Below are 19,906 nucleotides of genomic sequence, written 5' to 3' on the forward strand. Positions count from 1 at the left end.
GATCTGGTTCGCTCTGGGGGTACCCAATGGTCTGATTGCATTCACCACCGGATCGGTTAGTGTGGCTGTTACCTTTCAAAACAATAAAAAACAGGCTTTCCAATGAGCCAGAGTCTCAGCCAACTGCGTAAGTTCGTTTCCCCTGAAATCATCTTCGGTGCCGGTTGCCGGCACAACGTCGGCAACTATGCGAAGACCTTCGGTGCCCGCAAGGTACTGGTGGTCAGCGACCCGGGGGTGATTGCCGCCGGCTGGGTGGCCGATGTCGAGGCCAGCCTTCAGGCCCAGGGCATCGAGTATTTCCTCTATAGCGACGTGTCGCCCAATCCGCGGGTCGAAGAAGTCATGCTCGGCGCCGAGCTGTACCGGGAAAATCACTGCGACGTGATTGTCGCGGTCGGTGGCGGCAGCCCGATGGACTGCGGCAAAGGCATTGGCATTGTGGTCGCCCACGGCCGCAGCATTCTCGAGTTCGAAGGCGTGGACACCATTCGCGTCCCCAGCCCGCCGCTGATCCTGATCCCGACCACTGCCGGCACCTCGGCGGACGTGTCGCAGTTCGTGATCATTTCCAACCAGCAGGAGCGCATGAAATTTTCCATCGTCAGCAAAGCGGTGGTGCCTGACGTGTCGCTGATCGACCCGGAAACCACCCTGAGCATGGACCCGTTCCTGTCGGCCTGTACCGGCATCGACGCGTTGGTGCATGCCATCGAAGCCTTCGTGTCCACCGGGCACGGGCCGCTGACCGACCCCCACGCCCTGGAAGCGATGCGGCTGATCAACGGCAATCTGGTGCAGATGATTGCCAACCCGGCGGACATCGCCCTGCGGGAAAAAATCATGCTCGGCAGCATGCAGGCCGGGCTGGCGTTCTCCAACGCGATCCTGGGTGCGGTGCATGCCATGTCCCACAGCCTCGGCGGCTTTCTCGACCTGCCGCACGGGCTGTGCAACGCGGTGCTGGTGGAGCACGTGGTGGCGTTCAACTACAACTCGGCGCCGGAGCGCTTCAAGGTGATCGCCGAGACCTTTGGCATCGACTGCCGTGGCCTCAATCACCGGCAGATCTGCGGGCGCCTGGTGGAGCACCTGATCGCGCTCAAGCACGCCATCGGTTTCCACGAAACCCTGGGCCTGCATGGGGTCAGTACGGCGGACATCCCGTTTCTCTCGCAACACGCGATGGATGACCCGTGCATCCTCACCAATCCGCGCGAGTCCAGTCAGCGGGATGTCGAGGTCGTCTATGGCGAAGCCCTCTGAGCAGCAGCAACAGGCGCTGGCCGGGCTGCTGGGGCTAGGCAACCACTCGGCCCGCAAGAGTCATTACCCGGAACTGGCGGCGCGCCTGCAAGAGCTGGAAGCCGAGCGCAATCGCTACAAGTGGCTGTTTGAAAACGCCGTGCACGGTGTGTTCCAGGCCAGCTTGCTGGAAGGCATGCGTGCGGCCAACCCGGCGTTGGCGCGGATGCTCGGCTACACAGACCCGCAGGATGTCCTGTTCTCCCTGACGGACCTGGCCGACACGCTGTTTGTCGGCGGCGCCCGCGAGCTGGAGCAGATCCGCGAGATCCTGCAGCGCGAGCGCAGCCTGCTGGGCTACGAAACCCAACTGCGGCGCAAGGACGGCAGCGCACTGGACGTGCTGATGAACCTGTTGCTCAAGCCCGATCAGGAGGGCTTGGTGGAAGGGTTTGTCGCCGACATTACCGAACGCAAGCTGGCCCAGGAGCGCCTGCAACAGCTCAATGACCAACTGGAGCAACGGGTCACCGCACGCACCGACGAATTGCTCGAGGCCAACCGCAACCTGCAACAGCAGATCGCCGAGCGCGAGCAGATCGAGCAAGCCCTGCGTGATGCCCGGGACGCCGCCCAGGCCGCCAACCACAGCAAGGACAAGTACCTGGCCGCGGCCAGTCACGACCTGCTGCAACCGCTAAACGCCGCGCGGCTGCTGGTTTCGACCCTGCGCGAGCGGCATCTGCCCGAGGTCGAGCAGGTGTTGGTGGAGCGCACTCACCAGGCCCTGGAAGGGGCCGAGGATTTGCTCACTGACTTGCTGGATATCTCGCGCCTGGATCAGGCAGCGGTAAAACCCGACGTAGCCCTGTATCGGCTCGACGAATTGCTCGGCCCGCTGGTCTCGGAGTTCCAGTCGGTGGCTGAAGCCGCCGGGCTGAATTTGCGGGTGCGCATGGGTGACTTCGGGATCCGTACCGACCTGCGACTGATGACCCGCATCCTGCGCAACTTCCTCAGCAACGCCTGCCGCTACACCGAGCAGGGCAGCATCCTGCTGGCCGCTCGCCGGCGGGGCGCACTGTTGCGCCTGGAGGTCTGGGATACCGGGCGTGGGATTGCGGCAGATCGCCTGGAATCGATCTTCCTCGAATTCAATCAACTGGATGTCGGCCGCGCGGCCGACCGCAAGGGCGTCGGCCTTGGGCTGGCGATCGTCGAGCGGATCGCCAAGATCCTCGATTACCGGGTCCAGGTGCATTCCTTGCCAGGACGCGGTTCGATGTTCAGCATCGATGTGCCGATTTCCGACGACATCCCTCTGCCCATCAGCCTCGCGGTGCCCCAGGCGGGCACCGGCAATCCGCTGCCGGGCCGACGGTTGCTGGTGCTGGACAACGAAGTGAGCATCCTGCAGAGCATGAGCGCGTTGCTCGGGCAGTGGGGCTGCGAAGTGGTCACGGCCACCGATGAAAGCTCGGCCCTGAGCAACTTGATGGGCCAGGCTCCGGAGTTGATTCTGGCGGACTATCACCTGGACCACGGGGTAGTGGGCTGTGAGGTGGTGCGGCATTTGCGCGAGCATTTCCAGCAGGTGATCCCGGCAGTGATCATCACCGCCGACCGCACTGACCAATGCCGGCAATCCTTGCAGAAACTCGATGCGCCGCTGCTGAACAAACCGGTGAAGCCCGGCAAGTTGCGCGCGGTGTTGAGCCAGTTGCTGGGTTGAGCGGTAATCATTGGCGGCCCTCGGCGTACACGTTTCGTTTCGTGTGTCGCCAATGCTAGTCTTGGACAATGCCGCTGACAGGGAGCCCCCATGGGCAATCACAAGATCGAGATCCGTCGCAGCAACGTCGAGAAAATCCTCCTGGCCGCGGAAAAAGTCTTCGCCGAAAAAGGCTTTGGCAGCACCGCGATGGCGGACATCGCCAGGGAAGTGCAACTGCCACGCTCCAACCTGCATTACTACTTCAGCACCAAGACCGAACTCTACAGCGCGGTGCTCTTCGACTTGCTGGAAGTGTGGAAGCAGGACGCGCTGTGCTTCGAGATGTTCGACGATCCGCGGGTGGTCCTGAGCAGCTACATTCGCGCCAAGATGAACCATTCGCGCAGCCGACCCTATGGCTCGAAAGTCTGGGCCAATGAAATCATCCACGGCGCACCGACCCTGGGCCAGGCGCTGGACGCCAGCCTGTACGACTGGGCCAAGATGAAAGAAGCCAAAATCCGCCAGTGGGTCGACGACCAACGCATCCTCCCGGTCGAGCCTTCCAGCCTGCTGTACATGATCTGGGCCTCGACCCAGCACTACGCTGACTTCGATCACCAGGTGAACATTCTCAACGAGCACCAGCCGCTGTCGGACATGCAGTTCGAGAGGGCGGTGCAGACGGTGACGAGTGTGATCTTGCGGGGGATTGGGTTGGAGCCTTGAGGTCGGGATTGTCCGGGCTGGCTTCATCGCGAGCAAACGGAGCGACGCCCGGATCGCTCCCACCAGCAAATGCATTCCTCCAGTGGGAGCGATGACGGTCGGTCAGATTGCAACGTGGTAGGGGTTCCTCGGATCGTGGTTCCAGTCGAGGAAGGGTTTGCCGTTATCGACCGCCACCATCTCGATGCAGTCCTGCACCGGGCAGGTGATCTGGCACAGGTTGCAGCCCACGCATTCGTCGTCGATCACCTGGTACTTGTGGCTGCCGTCGGCCTGCTTGAGGCTGGCCACGGCCTGGTGCGAGGTGTCTTCGCAGGCGATGTGGCAGCGTCCGCAACCGATGCAGGCTTGCTGGTCGATCCGGGCGATCACTTGGTAGTTGATGTCCAGGTACTTCCAGTCGGTGGTGTTGCCCACCGCGCGCCCGGCGAAGTCCTGCACGCTGGCGTAACCTTGGCTGTCCATCCAGCGCGACAGGCCGTCCTTCATGTCCTCGACGATCCGAAAACCATGCAGCATCGCTGCGGTGCACACTTGCACTGCGCCGCTGCCCAGGGCCAGGAATTCGGCGGCGTCGCGCCAACTGCCGATGCCACCGATACCGCAGATCGGTAGGCCCTGAGTCTGCGGGTCGCGGGCGATTTCGGCGACCATGTTCAGGGCAATCGGCTTGACTGCCGAGCCGCAGTAACCGCCGTGGGTACTCTGGGTGCCAACCATGGGCAGGGCGACCATGCGGTCGAGGTCGACGCTGGTGATTGAGTTGATGGTATTGATCAGCGACACCGCATCGGCCCCACCACGATGGGCCGCTCGAGCGGCGACGCGGATGTCGGTGATGTTCGGCGTAAGCTTGACGATCACCGGCAACGAGCAATAGGTCTTGCACCAGCGGGTGACTTGCTCGACGTACTCCGGCACCTGGCCCACTGCCGCGCCCATGCCGCGCTCCGGCATGCCGTGGGGGCAGCCGAAGTTCAGCTCGATGCCGTCGGCGCCGGTGGCTTCCACCAGCGGCAGGATGTGTTTCCACGACTCTTCGACGCAGGGCACCATCAGCGAGACGATCAGGGCGCGATCCGGCCAGTCTTTCTTGACCTGGGTGATTTCCCGCAGGTTGATCTCCAGCGAGCGGTCGGTGATCAGTTCGATGTTGTTGATGCCCATGACTTCACGGTTGGCACCAAAGTGCGCGGAATAGCGGGACGAGACGTTGACCGCCGCCGGGTCCTCGCCCAGGGTTTTCCAGACCACGCCGCCCCAGCCGGCCTCGAAGGCCCGGACCACGTTGTAGGCCTTGTCGGTGGGCGGTGCGGAGGCCAACCAGAACGGGTTGGGGGCCTTGATGCCGGCGAAGACAATCGAGAGATCGGCCATTACGCAGCCTCCACGTTGAGCATGAGTTGGGCATGCATGGCGTGCGCGGCGAGCTTGCCGTGCTGCACCGCTTGCACGGTCAGGTCCTGGTCGAGGCTGGTGCAATCGCCGCCGGCATAGACCCCGGGAATGCTGGTGCGCATCTGTTCGTCCACCTGGATTCGCCCGCCCTGGCGCTGCAGTTGGCAGGCCAGCGGATCGCTCAGGGCGTGCTCGTCGAAGCTTTGGCCGATGGCCTTGAAGATCGCATCGGCGGCCAGTTCGAAGGTCTCGCCGGTGTTGACCAACCGACCCTCATCCAGGCGGGTGCGGGCGAAGCGCATGCCGCGCACCTGGCCTTTAGCGTCGAGCAAGACTTCCTCGGGTTGGGCCCAGGTCATCAGCCGCACCTGATTGGCCTTGGCGATGTCTTGCTCGTGGTCGGTCGCGCCCATCTCCTCCAGGCCCCGGCGGTACACCAGGTTGACGTCACGGGCCCCCAGGCGAGCCATTTGCACGGCCATGTCGATGGCTGTGTTGCCAGCGCCGAGGACGATGCAATGCTCGGCCAGGGGCAGTTGGCTGAGGTCATCGCTCTGGCGCAGTTCGCGGATGTAGTCGGTGGCGGCCAGCAGGCCCGGCGCGTCTTCGTGGGGCAGGCCCAGTTGTTTGCTGGCGGCCAGGCCGAGCCCGAGGAACACTGCGTCGAACTGTTGGTGCAGGTCGCTGAGGCTCAGGTTGTCGCCGAGCTTGTGCCCGTGGCGGATTTCGATGCCGCCGATTTGCAGGAGGAAATCCAGTTCGTGCTGGGCGAAGTCATCCACCAGCTTGTACTTGGCGATCCCGTATTCGTTGAGTCCACCGGCTTTTTCCCGGGCTTCGAAGATCACCACTTCATGGCCGTGCATGGCACTGCGGTGCGCGCAGGACAACCCGGCGGGGCCGGCGCCGACCACGGCAATGCGCTTGCCGGTGGCGGCGGCGCGCTGGAACGGATGCTCGCGAAAGTGCGCGTTGTCGATGGCATAGCGTTGCAGTAGGCCGATCAACACCGGCGCGCATTCCTCGGCGTTGTTGCGCACGCAGGCGTGCTGGCAGAGGATTTCCGTCGGACAGACCCGGGCACAGCTGCCGCCGAGAATGTTCGCCGAGAGGATTTTCTGCGCGGCGCCCTGGACGTTGTCCTGGTGGATGTTACGGATGAAGGAGGGAATGTCGATCTCGCTGGGGCAGGCGTTGACGCAGGGCGCGTCGTAGCAATACAGGCAGCGCGAGGCTTCGACTTCGGCCTGGCGCGCAGTGAGGGGCGGGGCCAGGTCGCTGAAGTGGCCGGCGAGGGTAGCGCCATCCTCAAGGGGATGGGGCAAGTGGTTCAGAGAATTGATCACGGTCTAGGCCTCACGGTTATTTGAGGGTTTGCCTCTGGCGGGCATTGGTTTTTGTATGGCCTGTGTGGGCCCGGATCTCAGCGTTTCACCGCCACCGGCTTGCGCAGTTCGGCGCGCTTGCTCAACAGGTCGAACACCGCCGGGTAGGCCGGGCGTTCGATGTAGCGCCCGGCACCCCGTTCGGCCCGCAGGTCGCCATCGGCCCAGACCAGCCGGCCCTGGCTGATGGTATGGCTGGGAATGCCGCGCACGGTCTTGCCTTCGAAGATGTTGAAGTCGACTTGCTGGTGATGGGTCTTGGCCGAGATCGTGCGAGTGCCCTGTGGATCCCACAGCACCAGGTCGGCATCGGCGCCTACGCGGATCGCGCCCTTGCGCGGGTAGAGGTTGAAGATCTTCGCGGTGTTGGTGGAGGTCAGCGCGACGAATTCCTGCATCGACAGGCGCCCGCTGTTGACCCCTTCATCCCAGAGCACCGCCATGCGGTCTTCGATGCCGGCCGTGCCATTGGGAATCTTGCTGAAGTCGTCGCGACCGGCGGCTTTCTGATCGGCGCAGAAACAGCAGTGATCGGTGGCGGTGGTGTGCAGGTTGCCCGATTGCAGGCCGTGCCAGAGTGCCTCCTGGTGGCCGCGGGGACGGAAGGGCGGGCTCATCACGTAACCGGCGGCGGTGTGCCAGTCCGGGTGCTGGTAGACGCTGTCATCCAGCAGCAGGTGCCCGGCCAGCACTTCACCGTAGACCGGTTGCCCCTTGCTGCGGGCGTAGGTGATTTCGTCCAGGGCTTCCTTGGTCGAGACGTGCACCAGGTACAGCGGCGTGCCGAGGGTTTCGGCGATGCGGATCGCCCGGCTTGCCGCCTCGCCCTCGACCTGTGACGGCCGCGACAGCGGGTGTGCTTCCGGCCCGGTCATGCCCTGGGCCATCAACTTGCGTTGCAGGTGATAGACCAGTTCGCCGTTTTCCGCATGTACGGTGGGCACGGCCCCGAGTTCCAGGCAGCGTTCGAAACTGGCGACCAGGGTGTCGTCGGCCGCCATGATGGCGTTCTTGTAGGCCATGAAGTGCTTGAAGCTGTTGACCCCGTGCTGGCTGACCAATTCGGCCATTTCCTCGCGGACCTGCTCACTCCACCAGGTGATGGCGACATGAAAGCCGTAGTCGGCGGCGGACTTCTCGGCCCAGCCGCGCCACTGGTGAAAAGCTTCGAGCAGGGACTGCTGGGGGTTGGGGATCACGAAGTCGATGATCGAGGTGGTGCCGCCGGCAAGGCCCGCAGCGGTGCCGCTGTAGAAGTCCTCGCTGGCGACTGTGCCCATGAAGGGCAGTTGCATGTGGGTATGGGGGTCGATGCCGCCGGGCATCAGGTACTGGCCGCTTCCATCGAGCACTTCGCAGCCTGCGGGAATTTCCAGATTGTTACCGATGGCTTTGATCAAGCCGTCGGCGCAGAGGACATCGGCGCGGTAACTTTCATCATGGGTAATTACAGTGGCGCCACGGATCAACAGAGACATTCCGAGTTCCTCGCAGGCAAGACCGGCTTGTGCCGGTTCTAAGTGTTTTATATGGAGCAGGCCAAGGAAGTTGTATTCCTGTCAGCGCTGTCAGGATTAAACGCTAGCTGGAGTTAAGCGAATGAGCAAGAATATTTTTTATATGCTTATAACTATCTTAAGTTATTGAATATAAACAGATAAAACTAAAAATACGCATATTGGTGCGACCGTTCACCATTTTGACGCACTTGACAGGAACCCAATATGGTCGAGATTTGTCATGTGAAATCAGCTATTTGAGGTCAGCCTGTGGCGAAGGAAAAATTCATCTATAAATATAACGCACCAGAATGAGTCCTGACGGGTTGGACAACTTGCCTGGCAGTTAGCCTGAGTGTGCGGGCGGGTTGCTGCAGGCGGGATAGTTTTGAAACAGAAACCAATTGATATCAGTTGTTTACATGGATTTTACTGATCCGCACCGAAGCCTGGCAGCGTCCGCGGCACGCTTATTGATTGCCGCCGCTGACACCTTGGCCGGAAGGTAAAAGTCGTCAGTTCTCCGGCCATCGTTTGGCTCGCGGTTACTCCGTTGGCCAGCCCGATGAGCAAAATAATCAAAAGAACAGTGGAGCGGCCATGCAACAGAACAGATCCCAGGTCACCGAGCGCGACGGGTTGTACGAGCTGGACGCCGGCAGTGACGTCCTCGACAGCCCCAGGTACAACCACGACATTGCCCCGACCAAGGTGCATGAGCGCACTTGGAACAAATGGCACATCACCGCGCTGTGGGTCGGCATGTCGATCTGCGTACCGACCTATACCCTGGGCGGGGTGCTGACAGCGTACTTCGGCCTGAGCGTCGGCGAAGCACTGCTGGCGATCCTGCTGGCCAACGTCATCGTCCTGATTCCGCTGACCCTCAATGCCTTTGCCGGGACCAAGTACGGTATTCCGTTCCCGGTATTGCTGCGGTCCTCCTTCGGGGTGATCGGCTCCAACGTACCCTGCCTGATCCGCGCCCTGGTCGCTTGTGGCTGGTTTGGTATCCAGACCATGTTCGGCGGGCTGGCAATCCATCTGTTTCTGGGCTCGATCTTCGAGGGCTGGAAATCCCTCGGCGGCACCGGCGAGGTTATTGGCTTCATGGTGTTCTGGGCCCTGAACCTGTGGGTGGTGCTGCGCGGGGCCGAGTCGATCAAATGGCTGGAGACCCTATCGGCGCCGCTGTTGGTGCTGGTGGGGCTGGGGCTGCTGGTGTGGGCCATGCCGAACGTTTCCCTGACCGAGTTGATGGCGCAGCCGCCCAAACGGCCGGAAGGCGCCAGCGTCTGGAGTTACTTTTTCGCCGGTTTGACCGCCATGGTCGGCTTCTGGGCCACCCTGTCGTTGAACATTCCGGATTTCAGCCGCTACGCAAAAAGCCAGAAGGACCAGATCGTCGGGCAGATCATCGGCCTGCCGCTGACCATGTTCCTGTTCGCCGCCCTGGGCGTGGTGCTGACCGCCGCCTCGGAAAAACTGGTGGGGGTGACAGTGTCCGATCCGGTGACCCTCATCGGCCACATCCAGAGCCCGCTCTGGGTCGCGCTGGCCATGGCCTTGATCATCATTGCCACCTTGTCCACCAACACCGCGGCGAACATTGTGTCGCCGACCAATGACTTCCAGAACCTGGCGCCCAAGCTGATCAACCGGACCATGGCGGTGATGCTCACAGGGCTGGTGGGCCTGGCCCTGATGGGCCATGAACTGCTGAAAAAACTGGGTTGGATCGTCTCCGAGATCAGCCTGGAATCGGTGTATTCCAACTGGCTGCTGGGTTATTCGAGCTTGCTTGGACCGATCGCCGGGATCATGGTGGTGGACTATTTCCTGATCAAGAAACAGCAACTGGACCTGGCGGGGCTGTACCGCGATGACGTATACCCGGCGTGGAACTGGTTCGGTTTCATCGCGTTCGGCGTACCGGTGGTGCTGACCCTGTTGTCCCTGGGCAGCGATGCGTTCAGTTGGTTCTACAGCTACGGCTGGTTCACCGGTTCGGCCCTGGGAGGCCTGATTTACTACGGGTTGTGCACGATGCGGCCGGACGCTTCCATTGCGAAATCGGCGGTATGACTGCAGGCCTCATCGCGGGCAAGCCCGCTCCCACAGAGCGGAGCATGTGCCTGGTACCTGACAAAACAATAACAGCCTGAGGAGATCCCCATGAACGCGGCCGTAGACGTTCTGCAATCGAACCATCAGCACATCAATCGCGACCGCCTGTGGCAGTCGCTCATGGAGCTGGCCAGGCTCGGCGCCACGGTCAAGGGCGGCGTCTGTCGCCTGGCCCTGACCGACCTTGATCGTCAGGCCCGGGACATCTTTGTGCGCTGGTGCGAGGACGCTGGGTGCAGCGTGAGCATCGATGCCGTGGGCAACATTTTTGCCCGTCGCCCCGGGCGCAACCCGGACCTGCCACCGGTGATGACCGGCAGCCACATCGACACCCAACCCACCGGCGGCAAGTTCGACGGCTGTTTTGGCGTGCTGGCCGGGGTCGAAGTGCTGCGCACGCTCAACGACCTGGGGGTGGAGACCGAGGCGCCACTGGAGGTGGTGGTCTGGACCAACGAGGAAGGTTCGCGGTTTGCCCCGTGCATGATGGGTTCCGGGGTGTTTGCCGAAAAGTTCACCCTGGAAGAAACCCTGGCCAAGGTCGATGCCGAGGGGGTGACGGTCGGTGAAGCACTCAACGCGATCGGTTATGCCGGACCGCGCCAGGTCAGCGGGCATGCGGTGGGGGCTTACTTTGAAGCGCACATCGAGCAAGGGCCGATCCTGGAGGACGAGCGCAAGACCATCGGTGTGGTGATGGGCGCGCTGGGGCAGAAATGGTTCGACCTCAAGCTGCGCGGTGTCGAGGCCCACGCCGGGCCAACGCCGATGCACCTGCGCAAGGACGCCCTGGTGGGGGCCGCAGTGATAGTCGGAGCGGTCAATCGCGCGGCCCTCGGTCATCAGCCCCACGCCTGTGGCACCGTCGGTTGTCTGCAAGCCTATCCGGGATCGCGCAACGTGATCCCCGGCGAGGTGCGCATGACCCTGGACTTCCGGCACCTGCAGCCGGCGCGCCTGGACTCGATGATTGCCGAGGTGCGCGAGGTGATCGACAGCACCTGCCAGGAGCACGGCCTGACGTATGAGCTGACGCCGACCGCCGATTTCCCTCCGTTGTACTTCGACCAAGGCTGTGTCGAGGCCGTACGCGGCGCGGCCCAGGGCTTGGGCCTGTCCCATATGGATATTGTCAGTGGCGCCGGGCATGACGCGATCTTCCTCGCCGAACTGGGCCCGGCCGGGATGATTTTCGTGCCGTGCGAGGGCGGCATCAGTCACAACGAAATCGAAAACGCCACGCCAGAAGATCTGGCGGCGGGTTGTGCGGTGTTGCTGCGGGCGATGCTGGCGGCATCGGCGGCGATCGCCAAGAGGTAGGCCCAAGGCACAAAAAAACCGCCAGGATCGGCGTCAGCCGATCGTGGCGGTTTTTTCTTGCCGCGCGAAGATTACTCTTCGATGTTGCCCATGGCGGTGGTGTTGAAGCCGCCGTCCACGTACATGATTTCGCCGCTGATGCCGGACGCCAGGTCCGAGCACAGGAACGCGCCGGCGTTGCCGACTTCGTCGATGGTGACGTTACGACGCAGCGGGGTTTGCGCTTCGTTGGCGGCCAGCATCTTGCGGAAGTTCTTGATGCCCGAAGCTGCCAGGGTGCGGATCGGGCCAGCCGATACGCAGTTTACGCGGGTACCGTCCGGGCCCAGGGAGCCGGCCAGGTAACGCACGCCTGCTTCCAGGGAGGCCTTGGCCATGCCCATCACGTTGTAGTTCGGCATGGTGCGTTCGGCACCCAGGTACGACAGGGTCAGCAGGCTGCCGTTGCGGCCTTTCATCATTTCGCGACCAGCCTTGGCCAGGGCCACGAAGCTGTAGGCGCTGATGTCGTGGGCAATGCGGAAACCGTCACGGGTGGTGGCTTCGGTGAAGTCGCCGTCCAGTTGGTCGCCCGGGGCGAAGCCGACGGAGTGCACGATGCAGTCCAGGCCGTCCCACTTCTTGCTCAGTGCTTCGAAGACCTTGGCGATTTCTTCATCGCTGGCCACGTCGCACGGGAAGCACAGTTCGGGGCTCGAGCCCCAGCCTTGTGCGAACTCTTCGACGCGACCCTTGAGTTTGTCGTTCTGATAAGTGAAGGCAAGCTCAGCGCCCTCGCGATGCATGGCGGCAGCGATGCCGGATGCGATGGACAGCTTGCTGGCGACACCGACGATCAGTACGCGCTTACCGGCGAGAAAACCCATGTGTTGCTCCTCTTTCAGGTTATTGCGCAGTGGCTGGTGCCAGGAAAGCGGCTTCCAGCAACTGCTGTGTATACGGATGTTGGGGGGCGGCAAAGATACCTTGCGCGTCTCCCTGTTCGACCACTTGGCCATGCTTGACCACCATCAGTTGGTGGCTCAGCGCTTTCACCACAGCCAGGTCATGGCTGATAAACAGATACGTCAGGTTGTACTTGCTTTGCAGTCTGCGCAGCAGTTCAACCACTTGGCGTTGCACGGTGCGGTCCAGAGCCGAAGTCGGCTCGTCCAGCAAAATCAACGCCGGTTTTAGCACTAAAGCCCGGGCAATGGCGATTCTTTGCCGTTGCCCGCCGGAAAATTCATGGGGGTAGCGGTGCCGGGTTGCCGGGTCCAGTCCTACCTCCTCAAGGGCTGCAATGATAGCCAGCTCCTGTTCGGCTTGCGTACCGATCTTGTGGATCTGCAAGCCTTCGCCGACGATCTGGCTCACGCACATGCGTGGGCTCAGGCTGCCGAAGGGGTCCTGGAAGACCACCTGCATCTCCCGCCGCAGCGGTCTGACCTGCTGCTGCGTCAAACCGTCCAACTGCTTGCCTGCAAAGCGGATCGCGCCTTTGCTGGCGATCAGGCGCAAAATCGCCAGGCCCAGGGTCGATTTTCCCGAACCACTCTCGCCGACAATACCCAGGGTCTGGCCCTGGGGCAGGCTGAAGTTGATGCCATCCACCGCTTTCACATAATCGACCGTGCTGCGCAAGAAGCCTTTCTTGATCGGAAACCAGACTTTCAGGTCCTCGACTTGCAGCAGCGGCGGCCCGATTTCATTGGTTGCAGGCCGCCCGCTGGGCTCCGCGGCCAACAGCTCACGGGTGTACGGATGCTGCGGCGCGCGAAACAATTGTTCACAGGATGCCTGTTCGACGATGCAACCGCGCTGCATGACACATACCCGATGCGCAATTCTTTGCACCAGGTTCAAATCGTGGCTGATCAGCAGCAGCGCCATGCCCAGGCGCGCCTGCAACTCCTTGAGCAATTCGAGGATTTTCAACTGCACGGTAACGTCCAGCGCGGTGGTCGGTTCGTCGGCGATCAGCAATTCCGGCTCGTTGGCCAGGGCCATGGCGATCATCACCCGCTGGCGCTGGCCGCCGGACAATTCGTGGGGCAGCGCCTTGAGGCGCTTGTGGGGCTCGGGGATGCCAACCAGCTCCAGCAGCTCCAGGGTGCGCCGGGTCGCGACCTTGCCGGTCAGGCCCTTGTGGATCCCGAGCACTTCGTTGATCTGCTTCTCGATGCTGTGCAGCGGGTTCAGCGAGGTCATGGGCTCCTGGAAGATCATCGCGATCCGGTTACCGCGGATGTGGCGGATGGTTTTCTCTTTCAGGCTCAGCAGGTCGTGTCCGGCGTACTGGATGGTCCCTGTGGGGTGACGAGCGAGGGGGTAGGGCAGCAGGCGCAGGATCGAGTGCGCCGTGACCGACTTGCCCGAACCACTTTCGCCCACCAGGGCCAGGGTTTCCCCGCGCTTGATGTCGAAGCTGACGCCTTGCACCACGCGCTGCTGGTGTTCGCCAACCACGAACTCGACGCTGAGGTCGCGCACTTCGATCAGATTGTCCTGATTCATTTCACTTCCTCGGGTCGAAGGCATCGCGAGCGGACTCGCCGATAAATACCAGCAGGCTGAGCATCACCGCCAGCACGGCAAAGGCACTGATGCCCAGCCAGGGTGCCTGCAGGTTGGATTTGCCCTGGGCCACCAGCTCACCCAGGGACGGGGCGCCGGGTGGCAGGCCAAAGCCGAGGAAGTCCAGGGCGGTGAGGGTGCCGATGGCGCCCGTGAGAATGAACGGCATGAAGGTCATGGTCGAGACCATGGCGTTGGGCAGGATATGGCGGAACATGATCGCCCCGTTCTGCATGCCCAGCGCCCGGGCGGCGCGCACGTACTCCAGGTTGCGTCCACGCAGGAACTCGGCACGCACCACGTCCACCAGGCTCATCCAGGAAAACAGCAGCATGATCCCCAGCAGCCACCAGAAATTGGGCTGCACGAAGCTGGCGAGGATGATCAGCAGGTACAGCACCGGCAACCCCGACCAGATTTCCAGGAAGCGCTGGCCCAGCAAGTCGACCCAGCCGCCATAAAAACCCTGCAGGGCCCCGGCGATAACGCCGATGATCGAGCTGAGCACGGTCAGGGTCAGGGCGAACAGCACCGACACCCGAAAGCCATAGATCACCCGCGCAAGCACGTCCCGGCCCTGGTCATCGGTGCCCAGCAGGTTATCCGCCGAGGGCGGGGCCGGGGCCGGGACTTTCAGGTCGTAGTTGATGCTCTGGTAGCTGAAGGGGATCGGCGCCCACAGGGTCCAGGCGTCCTTGGCCTTGAGCAGTTCGCGGATGTAGGGGCTCTTGTAGTTGGCTTCCAGCGGGAATTCGCCGCCGAAGGTGGTTTCCGGGTAGCGCTTGAGTGCCGGGAAGTACCATCCGCCGTCGTAATGCACCGCCAGCGGCTTGTCGTTGGCAATCAGTTCGGCGCCCAGGCTCAGGCCAAACAGGATCAGGAACAGCCACAGCGACCACCAGCCACGCTTGTTGGCCTTGAACAGTTCGAAACGGCGGCGGTTGAGAGGGGACAGGTTCATCTCAATGCTCCCGGGTTTCGAAGTCGATGCGCGGATCGACCAGGGTGTAGGTGAGGTCGCCGATCAGTTTCACCACCAGGCCGAGCAAGGTGAAGATGAACAGCGTGCCGAAGACCACCGGGTAGTCGCGGTTGATCGCCGCCTCGAAACTCATCAAGCCGAGGCCGTCGAGGGAGAAGATCACCTCCACCAGCAGGGAGCCGGTGAAGAAGATCCCGATGAAGGCCGAGGGGAATCCGGCGATTACCAGCAGCATGGCGTTGCGGAACACGTGGCCATAGAGCACCCGATGACGGGTCAGGCCCTTGGCCCGGGCCGTGACCACGTATTGCTTGTTGATTTCGTCGAGAAAGCTGTTCTTGGTCAGCAGGGTCATGGTTGCGAAGTTGCCGATCACCAGCGCCGTGACGGGCAGTGCCAAGTGCCAGAAGTAGTCGAGGATCTTGCCACCCCAGCTCAATTCGTCGAAGTTGTTCGAGGTCAGGCCGCGTAAGGGGAACCAGTCCAGGTAGCTGCCCCCGGCGAACACCACGATCAGCAGGATGGCGAACAGGAACGCCGGGATCGCGTAGCCGACGATGATCGCCGAGCTGGTCCAGACATCGAAGTGACTGCCGTGGCGGGTGGCCTTGGCGATCCCCAGGGGGATCGACACCAGGTACATGATCAGGGTGCTCCACAGCCCGAGGGAGATCGACACCGGCATCTTTTCCTTGATCAGGTCGATGACCTTGGCGTCGCGAAAGAAGCTTTCACCGAAATCCAGGCGGGCGTAGTTCTTGACCATGATCCACAAGCGTTCCGGCGCCGACTTGTCGAAACCGTACATGTGCTCGATTTCCTTGATCAGCGCCGGGTCCAGGCCCTGGGCGCCACGGTAGCTGGAGCCGGCCACCGAGACTTCCGCGCCGCCACCGGCAATCCGGCTGGTAGCGCCTTCGAAGCCTTCGAGCTTGGCAATCATCTGCTCCACAGGGCCGCCGGGGGCCGCCTGGATGATCACGAAGTTGATCAACAGGATGCCGAACAGGGTCGGGATGATCAGCAACAGTCGCCGTAATATGTACGCCAGCATCTTATTGCTCCACGCCTGCAGGTTCGGTTTGCTCGTTGGTCAGCACCTCGATCGCGGGCTTGGCATCGGGCTTGATCCACCAGGTGTTGATGCCTATGTCATAGGCCGGTGAAATCTTGGGGTGGCCGATGTGGTTCCAGTACGCCACGCGCCAAGTCTTGATGTGCCAGTTGGGGATCACGTAATAGCCCCATTGCAGCACTCTGTCGAGCGCCCTGGCGTGGGCCACCAGGCTCTGGCGTGAATCGGCGTTGATCAGCTCTTCCACCAGTTGGTCGATGGCCGGGTCCCTCAGGCCGATGGTGTTGCGGCTGCCGGGCTTGTCGGCACTTTCCGATTTCCAGAACTCACGCTGTTCGTTGCCCGGTGAGTTGGACTGCGGGAAGCTGCCGACCACCATGTCGAAGTCCCGTGAGCGCACGCGGGTGATGTACTGGGACACATCGACCCGGCGGATCACCAGCTCGATCCCCAGGTCACTGAGGTTGCGCTTGAACGGCAGCAGGACCCGCTCGAATTCGGTCTGGGCCAGCAGGAACTCGATGCTCACCGGTTTACCGGTGGTGTCGACCATCTTGTCGTCGACGATGCGCCAGCCGGCTTCCTGCAGCAGTTGGTAGGCCTGGCGCTGCTGGGCGCGGATCATGCCGCTGCCGTCACACACCGAGTTCTCGAAGGGCTGGCTGAACACCTGGTCGGGGATCTTGCCGCGCAAGGGTTCGAGGATCGCCAGTTGCTCGGCATCCGGTAGGCCGCTGGCGGCCATTTCCGAATTTTCGAAGTAGCTGCGAGTGCGGGCGTAGGCACCGTTGAACAGTTGTTTGTTGGTCCATTCGAAGTCCAGCAGCAGGCTCAGGGCCTGGCGCACTCGCACGTCCTGGAACACCGGGCGGCGCAGGTTGTAGACGAAACCTTGCATGCCGGTGGGGTTGCCGTTGGGGATCTGCTCCTTGATCAGCCGACCTTCGGTGACGGCGGGAATGTTGTAGGCGTTGGCCCAGTTCTTGGCGGTCATTTCCAGCCAGTAATCGAACTGTCCGGCCTTGAGTGCCTCCAGTGCCACCGTGTTGTCGCGGTAGTAGTCGGTGCTCAGGGTGTCGAAATTGTAGAAGCCGCGATTGATCGGCAGGTCCTTGCCCCAGTAGTCCTTGACCCGTTGATAACGGATCGAACGCCCGGCCTTGACCTCGCTGACCTGGTACGGACCGCTGCCCAACGGCGCCTCGAGGTTGCCCTTGCTGAAGTCGCGGTTTTGCCACCAGTGCTTGGGCAGCACCGGCAGTTGGCCAAGGATCAGTGGCAGCTCGCGGTTATTGTTGTGCTTGAACTTGAACAGGACCCGCAGCGGGTCTTCGGCGATCACTTCTGCCACGTCGCCGTAGTAGCCGCGGAACAGGGGCGCGCCGTCCTTGATCAGGGTCTGGAAGCTGAAGACCACGTCCTCGGCGCGCACCGGATGACCGTCATGGAAGCGGGCTTCGGGGCGCAGGTAGTAACGCACCCAGCTGTTGTCCGGGGCCTTTTCGATCTTGCCGGCCAGCAGTCCGTACTCGGTGAAGGGTTCATCCAGGCTCTGGCGGGCCAGAGTGTCGTAGATCAGGTCGATGTTGTCGGCCGGCACACCCTTGCTGATGAAGGGGTTGAGGCTGTCGAACCCGCCGAAACCGGCCTGGCGGAAGATCCCGCCCTTGGGCGCGTCGGGATTGACGTAGGCAAAGTGCTTGAAGTCCGCCGGGTACTTGGGTGGCTCGTTGTACAGGGTCAGGGCATGTTGCGGGGCCGCTTGGGCGACGCAGGCCAGTCCTGCGAAGACCAGGCCCAGCAGGGTACGCAAAGGCATCATTGGGCTTTCTCCGAAGTCTTCAGCCACCAGGCGTTGAGCCCCAGCGTATAGGGCGGCGTGGTGACGAAGGCGAACCGGTTGCGGTACGCCAGGCGATGATAATTGATGTACCAGTTGGGAATGATGTAGTGCTGCCACAGCAACACCCGGTCCAGGGCCTTGCCGGCGGCCAGTTGCGCGTCACGGGATTGGGCGGCGAGCAGTTCTTCCAGCAGGTGGTCGACCACCGGGTTGGCCACGCCGGCGTAATTCTTGCTGCCCTTGACCTTGGCCTGGCTGGAGTGGAAGTACTGCCACTGCTCCAGGCCCGGGCTCAGGGTCTGGTCGAGGGTCATCAGGATCATGTCGAAATCGAACTGGTCCAGGCGCTGTTTGTACTGGGCCCGGTCGACGGTGCGCAGGCGGGCGTCGATGCCGATGCTGGCGAGGTTTTCCGTGTAGGGCTGGAGAATGCGCTCCAGGTTCGGATTGACCAGCAGGATCTCCAGGCGCAGCGGTTGGCCGGCGGCGTTCTGCAGGCGCTGGCCGCTGAGCTTCCAGCCGGCCTCGGCGAGCAGGCCAAGGGCCTGGCGCAGGGTGTCGCGGGGAATCCCGCGGCCATCGGTCTGCGGCAGGCTGAAGGGGGCGGTGAACAGCTTGGCGGGCAACTGCTCACGATAGGGTGAGAGCATCAGCCACTCGTGACCCACCGGCAGGCCGGTGGCGGCAAACTCACTGTTGGGGTAGAAACTCATGGCCCGTTTGTAGGCGCCGCTGAACAGGGTGCGATTGGTCCATTCGAAGTCGAACATCAGGCCCAGGGCTTCGCGCACCTTGGCGTCGGCGAACGAGGCGCGCCGGGTGTTCATGAACAGGCCTTGGGTCTGGGTCGGGATCTGGTGCTCGATCTGCGCCTTGACCACCTCGCCACGGCGTACGGCGGGGAAGTTGTAGCCATTGGCCCAGTTTTTCGCCTGGTGCTCGATGTAGATGTCGAACTCGCCGGCCTTGAAGGCTTCGAACGCCACATCGCTGTCGCGATAGAACTCGACTTCGACGCGATCGTAGTTGTATTTGCCGCGATTGACCGGCAAATCCTTGCCCCAGTAATCCTTCACTCGCTCGAACAGCAACTGCCGGCCTGGCGACACCCGGGTGATGCGGTACGGCCCGCTGCCCAGCGGCGCCTGGAAGGTGGTGGCCTTGAAATCGCGGCCTTTCCAGTAATGCTGGGGCAATACCGGCAACTCGCCCAGGCGCAGGATCAGCAACGGGTTGCCCGCCCGCTTGAACACGAAGCGGATGCGCAGGGGGTTGAGGATATCCACCCGCTGCACTTCCTGCAGGCTGGTGCGGTAACGCGGATGGCCTTCCTTGAGCAGCAGTCGGTAGGAAAAGGCCACGTCGCGGGCGGTAATCGGCTGGCCATCGTGAAAGCGTGCTTCGGGCCGCAGGTTGAACACCACCCAGCTGCGGTCCTCGCTGTACTCGACGGACTGGGCGATCAAGCCGTAGCTGGAGGCCGGTTCGTCCCCTGATGGCGCGTACTGGCCGGTGCCGACCATCAACGGTTCGTTCAACTCGTTGATTCCGTACTGCAGGAAGTTAGCCGTGGCGACCGGGCTGGTGCCCTTGAAGGTGTAGGGATTGAGGGTGTCGAACGTGCCAAAGGCCATGAGCCGCAACGTACCGCCCTTGGGCGCTTGCGGGTTTACCCAGTCGAAGTGGGTGAAACGTGTCGGGTACTTGAGTGTGCCGAACTGCGCATAACCATGGCTTTCGCTGATCGTCGCGCATGCGGGGAAGCTCAAGGCCAGACTGATCAGGAACAGGGGCAGGGGACGCTTCAAGTCAGAGATCCGATCCAGGCGGCTTGGGCTACATGGTTCGTACAGTAACAGCTTGTATGGGCAGGAAAAAGGTAGGGTTCAAGGTTCTCCCACGCAACACGGGCCATCGTTGACGACCATCGCCGGCAAGCCGGCTTCCACAAGGTTTGCGGTAGAAACTGTGGGAGCTGGCTTGCCAGCGATGCACTAAAGAACAACGCGGTGATTCAGGATGTACGCGTCATC

At 62.3% G+C, this 19,906-nt stretch carries 14 protein-coding genes; 5 read left to right on the forward strand and 9 right to left on the reverse strand.

Annotated elements, in window-relative coordinates; genetic code table 11:
- The first annotated feature begins 102 nt into the window (after nucleotides 1-102).
- The 3 genes from ercA to PspS04_RS13160 all read left to right on the forward strand — a co-directional run bounded on the left by ercA (nucleotide 103) and on the right by PspS04_RS13160 (nucleotide 3,688).
- A complete protein-coding gene (gene ercA, locus PspS04_RS13150) occupies nucleotides 103-1,266 on the forward strand; it encodes an alcohol dehydrogenase-like regulatory protein ErcA (RefSeq protein ID WP_159995761.1) in 1,164 nt (387 codons plus the stop codon).
- Nucleotides 1,250-2,977, forward strand: a complete 1,728-nt coding sequence (locus tag PspS04_RS13155; protein WP_095168853.1) for a PAS domain-containing hybrid sensor histidine kinase/response regulator — start codon at nucleotides 1,250-1,252, stop codon at nucleotides 2,975-2,977. The genes ercA and PspS04_RS13155 overlap by 17 nt, the downstream gene beginning before the upstream one ends.
- A gap of 90 nt (nucleotides 2,978-3,067) precedes the next feature.
- The gene (locus PspS04_RS13160) at nucleotides 3,068-3,688 is read left to right on the forward strand and encodes a TetR/AcrR family transcriptional regulator (RefSeq protein WP_159995763.1); all 621 of its coding nucleotides are present in this window, start codon (nucleotides 3,068-3,070) and stop codon (nucleotides 3,686-3,688) included.
- 102 nt (nucleotides 3,689-3,790) lie between these two features.
- On the opposite strand, the gene preA is transcribed toward PspS04_RS13160, so the two are convergent.
- The 3 genes from preA to hydA form a co-directional block, all read right to left on the reverse strand.
- Complete coding sequence (gene preA / locus PspS04_RS13165) at nucleotides 3,791-5,065, reverse strand: NAD-dependent dihydropyrimidine dehydrogenase subunit PreA (RefSeq protein ID WP_159995765.1); 1,275 nt, start codon at nucleotides 5,063-5,065, stop codon at nucleotides 3,791-3,793.
- Nucleotides 5,065-6,432 (reverse strand): NAD(P)-dependent oxidoreductase, encoded by a 1,368-nt coding sequence (locus PspS04_RS13170; protein ID WP_159995767.1) that lies wholly within the window; start codon nucleotides 6,430-6,432, stop codon nucleotides 5,065-5,067. Before PspS04_RS13170 ends, preA begins: the two co-directional genes overlap by 1 nt.
- Before the next feature lie 77 nt (nucleotides 6,433-6,509).
- Nucleotides 6,510-7,949, reverse strand: coding sequence for a dihydropyrimidinase (gene hydA / locus PspS04_RS13175; RefSeq protein WP_159995769.1), 1,440 nt, complete (start codon nucleotides 7,947-7,949; stop codon nucleotides 6,510-6,512).
- A gap of 621 nt (nucleotides 7,950-8,570) precedes the next feature.
- Between hydA and PspS04_RS13180 the strand changes: the two genes are divergently transcribed.
- Together PspS04_RS13180 and PspS04_RS13185 are read left to right on the forward strand one after the other, a co-directional pair.
- On the forward strand, nucleotides 8,571-10,055 hold the full coding sequence (locus PspS04_RS13180; protein WP_159995771.1) for an NCS1 family nucleobase:cation symporter-1: 1,485 nt from the start codon (nucleotides 8,571-8,573) through the stop codon (nucleotides 10,053-10,055).
- 90 nt (nucleotides 10,056-10,145) lie between these two features.
- On the forward strand, nucleotides 10,146-11,417 hold the full coding sequence (locus tag PspS04_RS13185; protein WP_095168845.1) for a Zn-dependent hydrolase: 1,272 nt from the start codon (nucleotides 10,146-10,148) through the stop codon (nucleotides 11,415-11,417).
- 71 nt (nucleotides 11,418-11,488) lie between these two features.
- On the opposite strand, the gene fabI is transcribed toward PspS04_RS13185, so the two are convergent.
- Genes fabI through PspS04_RS13215 form a run of 6 tightly spaced genes read right to left on the reverse strand, consistent with a single transcriptional unit; the run spans nucleotide 11,489 to nucleotide 19,681 of the window.
- Nucleotides 11,489-12,283: an enoyl-ACP reductase FabI gene (fabI, locus tag PspS04_RS13190; RefSeq protein WP_007910591.1), complete on the reverse strand. Its 795-nt coding sequence runs from the start codon at nucleotides 12,281-12,283 to the stop codon at nucleotides 11,489-11,491.
- A 19-nt stretch (nucleotides 12,284-12,302) separates the two neighbouring features.
- A complete protein-coding gene (locus PspS04_RS13195) occupies nucleotides 12,303-13,913 on the reverse strand; it encodes an ABC transporter ATP-binding protein (protein WP_095168844.1) in 1,611 nt (536 codons plus the stop codon).
- A gap of 1 nt (nucleotide 13,914) precedes the next feature.
- Nucleotides 13,915-14,934, reverse strand: coding sequence for an ABC transporter permease (locus PspS04_RS13200; protein WP_095168843.1), 1,020 nt, complete (start codon nucleotides 14,932-14,934; stop codon nucleotides 13,915-13,917).
- A gap of 1 nt (nucleotide 14,935) precedes the next feature.
- Nucleotides 14,936-16,009, reverse strand: a complete 1,074-nt coding sequence (locus tag PspS04_RS13205; protein WP_159995773.1) for a microcin C ABC transporter permease YejB — start codon at nucleotides 16,007-16,009, stop codon at nucleotides 14,936-14,938.
- 1 nt (nucleotide 16,010) lies between these two features.
- Nucleotides 16,011-17,852, reverse strand: coding sequence for an extracellular solute-binding protein (locus PspS04_RS13210; RefSeq protein ID WP_095168841.1), 1,842 nt, complete (start codon nucleotides 17,850-17,852; stop codon nucleotides 16,011-16,013).
- The gene (locus PspS04_RS13215) at nucleotides 17,849-19,681 is read right to left on the reverse strand and encodes an extracellular solute-binding protein (RefSeq protein WP_159995775.1); all 1,833 of its coding nucleotides are present in this window, start codon (nucleotides 19,679-19,681) and stop codon (nucleotides 17,849-17,851) included. The genes PspS04_RS13210 and PspS04_RS13215 overlap by 4 nt, the downstream gene beginning before the upstream one ends.
- Nucleotides 19,682-19,906 lie beyond the last annotated feature (225 nt).

The sequence above is a fragment of the Pseudomonas sp. S04 genome, assembly GCF_009834545.1.
Taxonomy (GTDB): domain Bacteria; phylum Pseudomonadota; class Gammaproteobacteria; order Pseudomonadales; family Pseudomonadaceae; genus Aquipseudomonas.

Bases quoted from the DNA above. Each gene is read 5' to 3' on its own strand.
- ercA (WP_159995761.1), top strand. From the start codon at position 103: ATGAGCCAGAGTCTCAGCCAACTGCGTAAGTTCGTTTCCCCTGAAATC.
- PspS04_RS13155 (WP_095168853.1), top strand. From the start codon at position 1,250: ATGGCGAAGCCCTCTGAGCAGCAGCAACAGGCGCTGGCCGGGCTGCTG.
- PspS04_RS13160 (WP_159995763.1), top strand. From the start codon at position 3,068: ATGGGCAATCACAAGATCGAGATCCGTCGCAGCAACGTCGAGAAAATC.
- preA (WP_159995765.1), bottom strand. From the start codon at position 5,065: ATGGCCGATCTCTCGATTGTCTTCGCCGGCATCAAGGCCCCCAACCCG.
- hydA (WP_159995769.1), bottom strand. From the start codon at position 7,949: ATGTCTCTGTTGATCCGTGGCGCCACTGTAATTACCCATGATGAAAGT.
- PspS04_RS13180 (WP_159995771.1), top strand. From the start codon at position 8,571: ATGCAACAGAACAGATCCCAGGTCACCGAGCGCGACGGGTTGTACGAG.
- PspS04_RS13185 (WP_095168845.1), top strand. From the start codon at position 10,146: ATGAACGCGGCCGTAGACGTTCTGCAATCGAACCATCAGCACATCAAT.
- fabI (WP_007910591.1), bottom strand. From the start codon at position 12,283: ATGGGTTTTCTCGCCGGTAAGCGCGTACTGATCGTCGGTGTCGCCAGC.
- PspS04_RS13195 (WP_095168844.1), bottom strand. From the start codon at position 13,913: ATGAATCAGGACAATCTGATCGAAGTGCGCGACCTCAGCGTCGAGTTC.
- PspS04_RS13200 (WP_095168843.1), bottom strand. From the start codon at position 14,934: ATGAACCTGTCCCCTCTCAACCGCCGCCGTTTCGAACTGTTCAAGGCC.
- PspS04_RS13205 (WP_159995773.1), bottom strand. From the start codon at position 16,009: ATGCTGGCGTACATATTACGGCGACTGTTGCTGATCATCCCGACCCTG.
- PspS04_RS13210 (WP_095168841.1), bottom strand. From the start codon at position 17,852: ATGATGCCTTTGCGTACCCTGCTGGGCCTGGTCTTCGCAGGACTGGCC.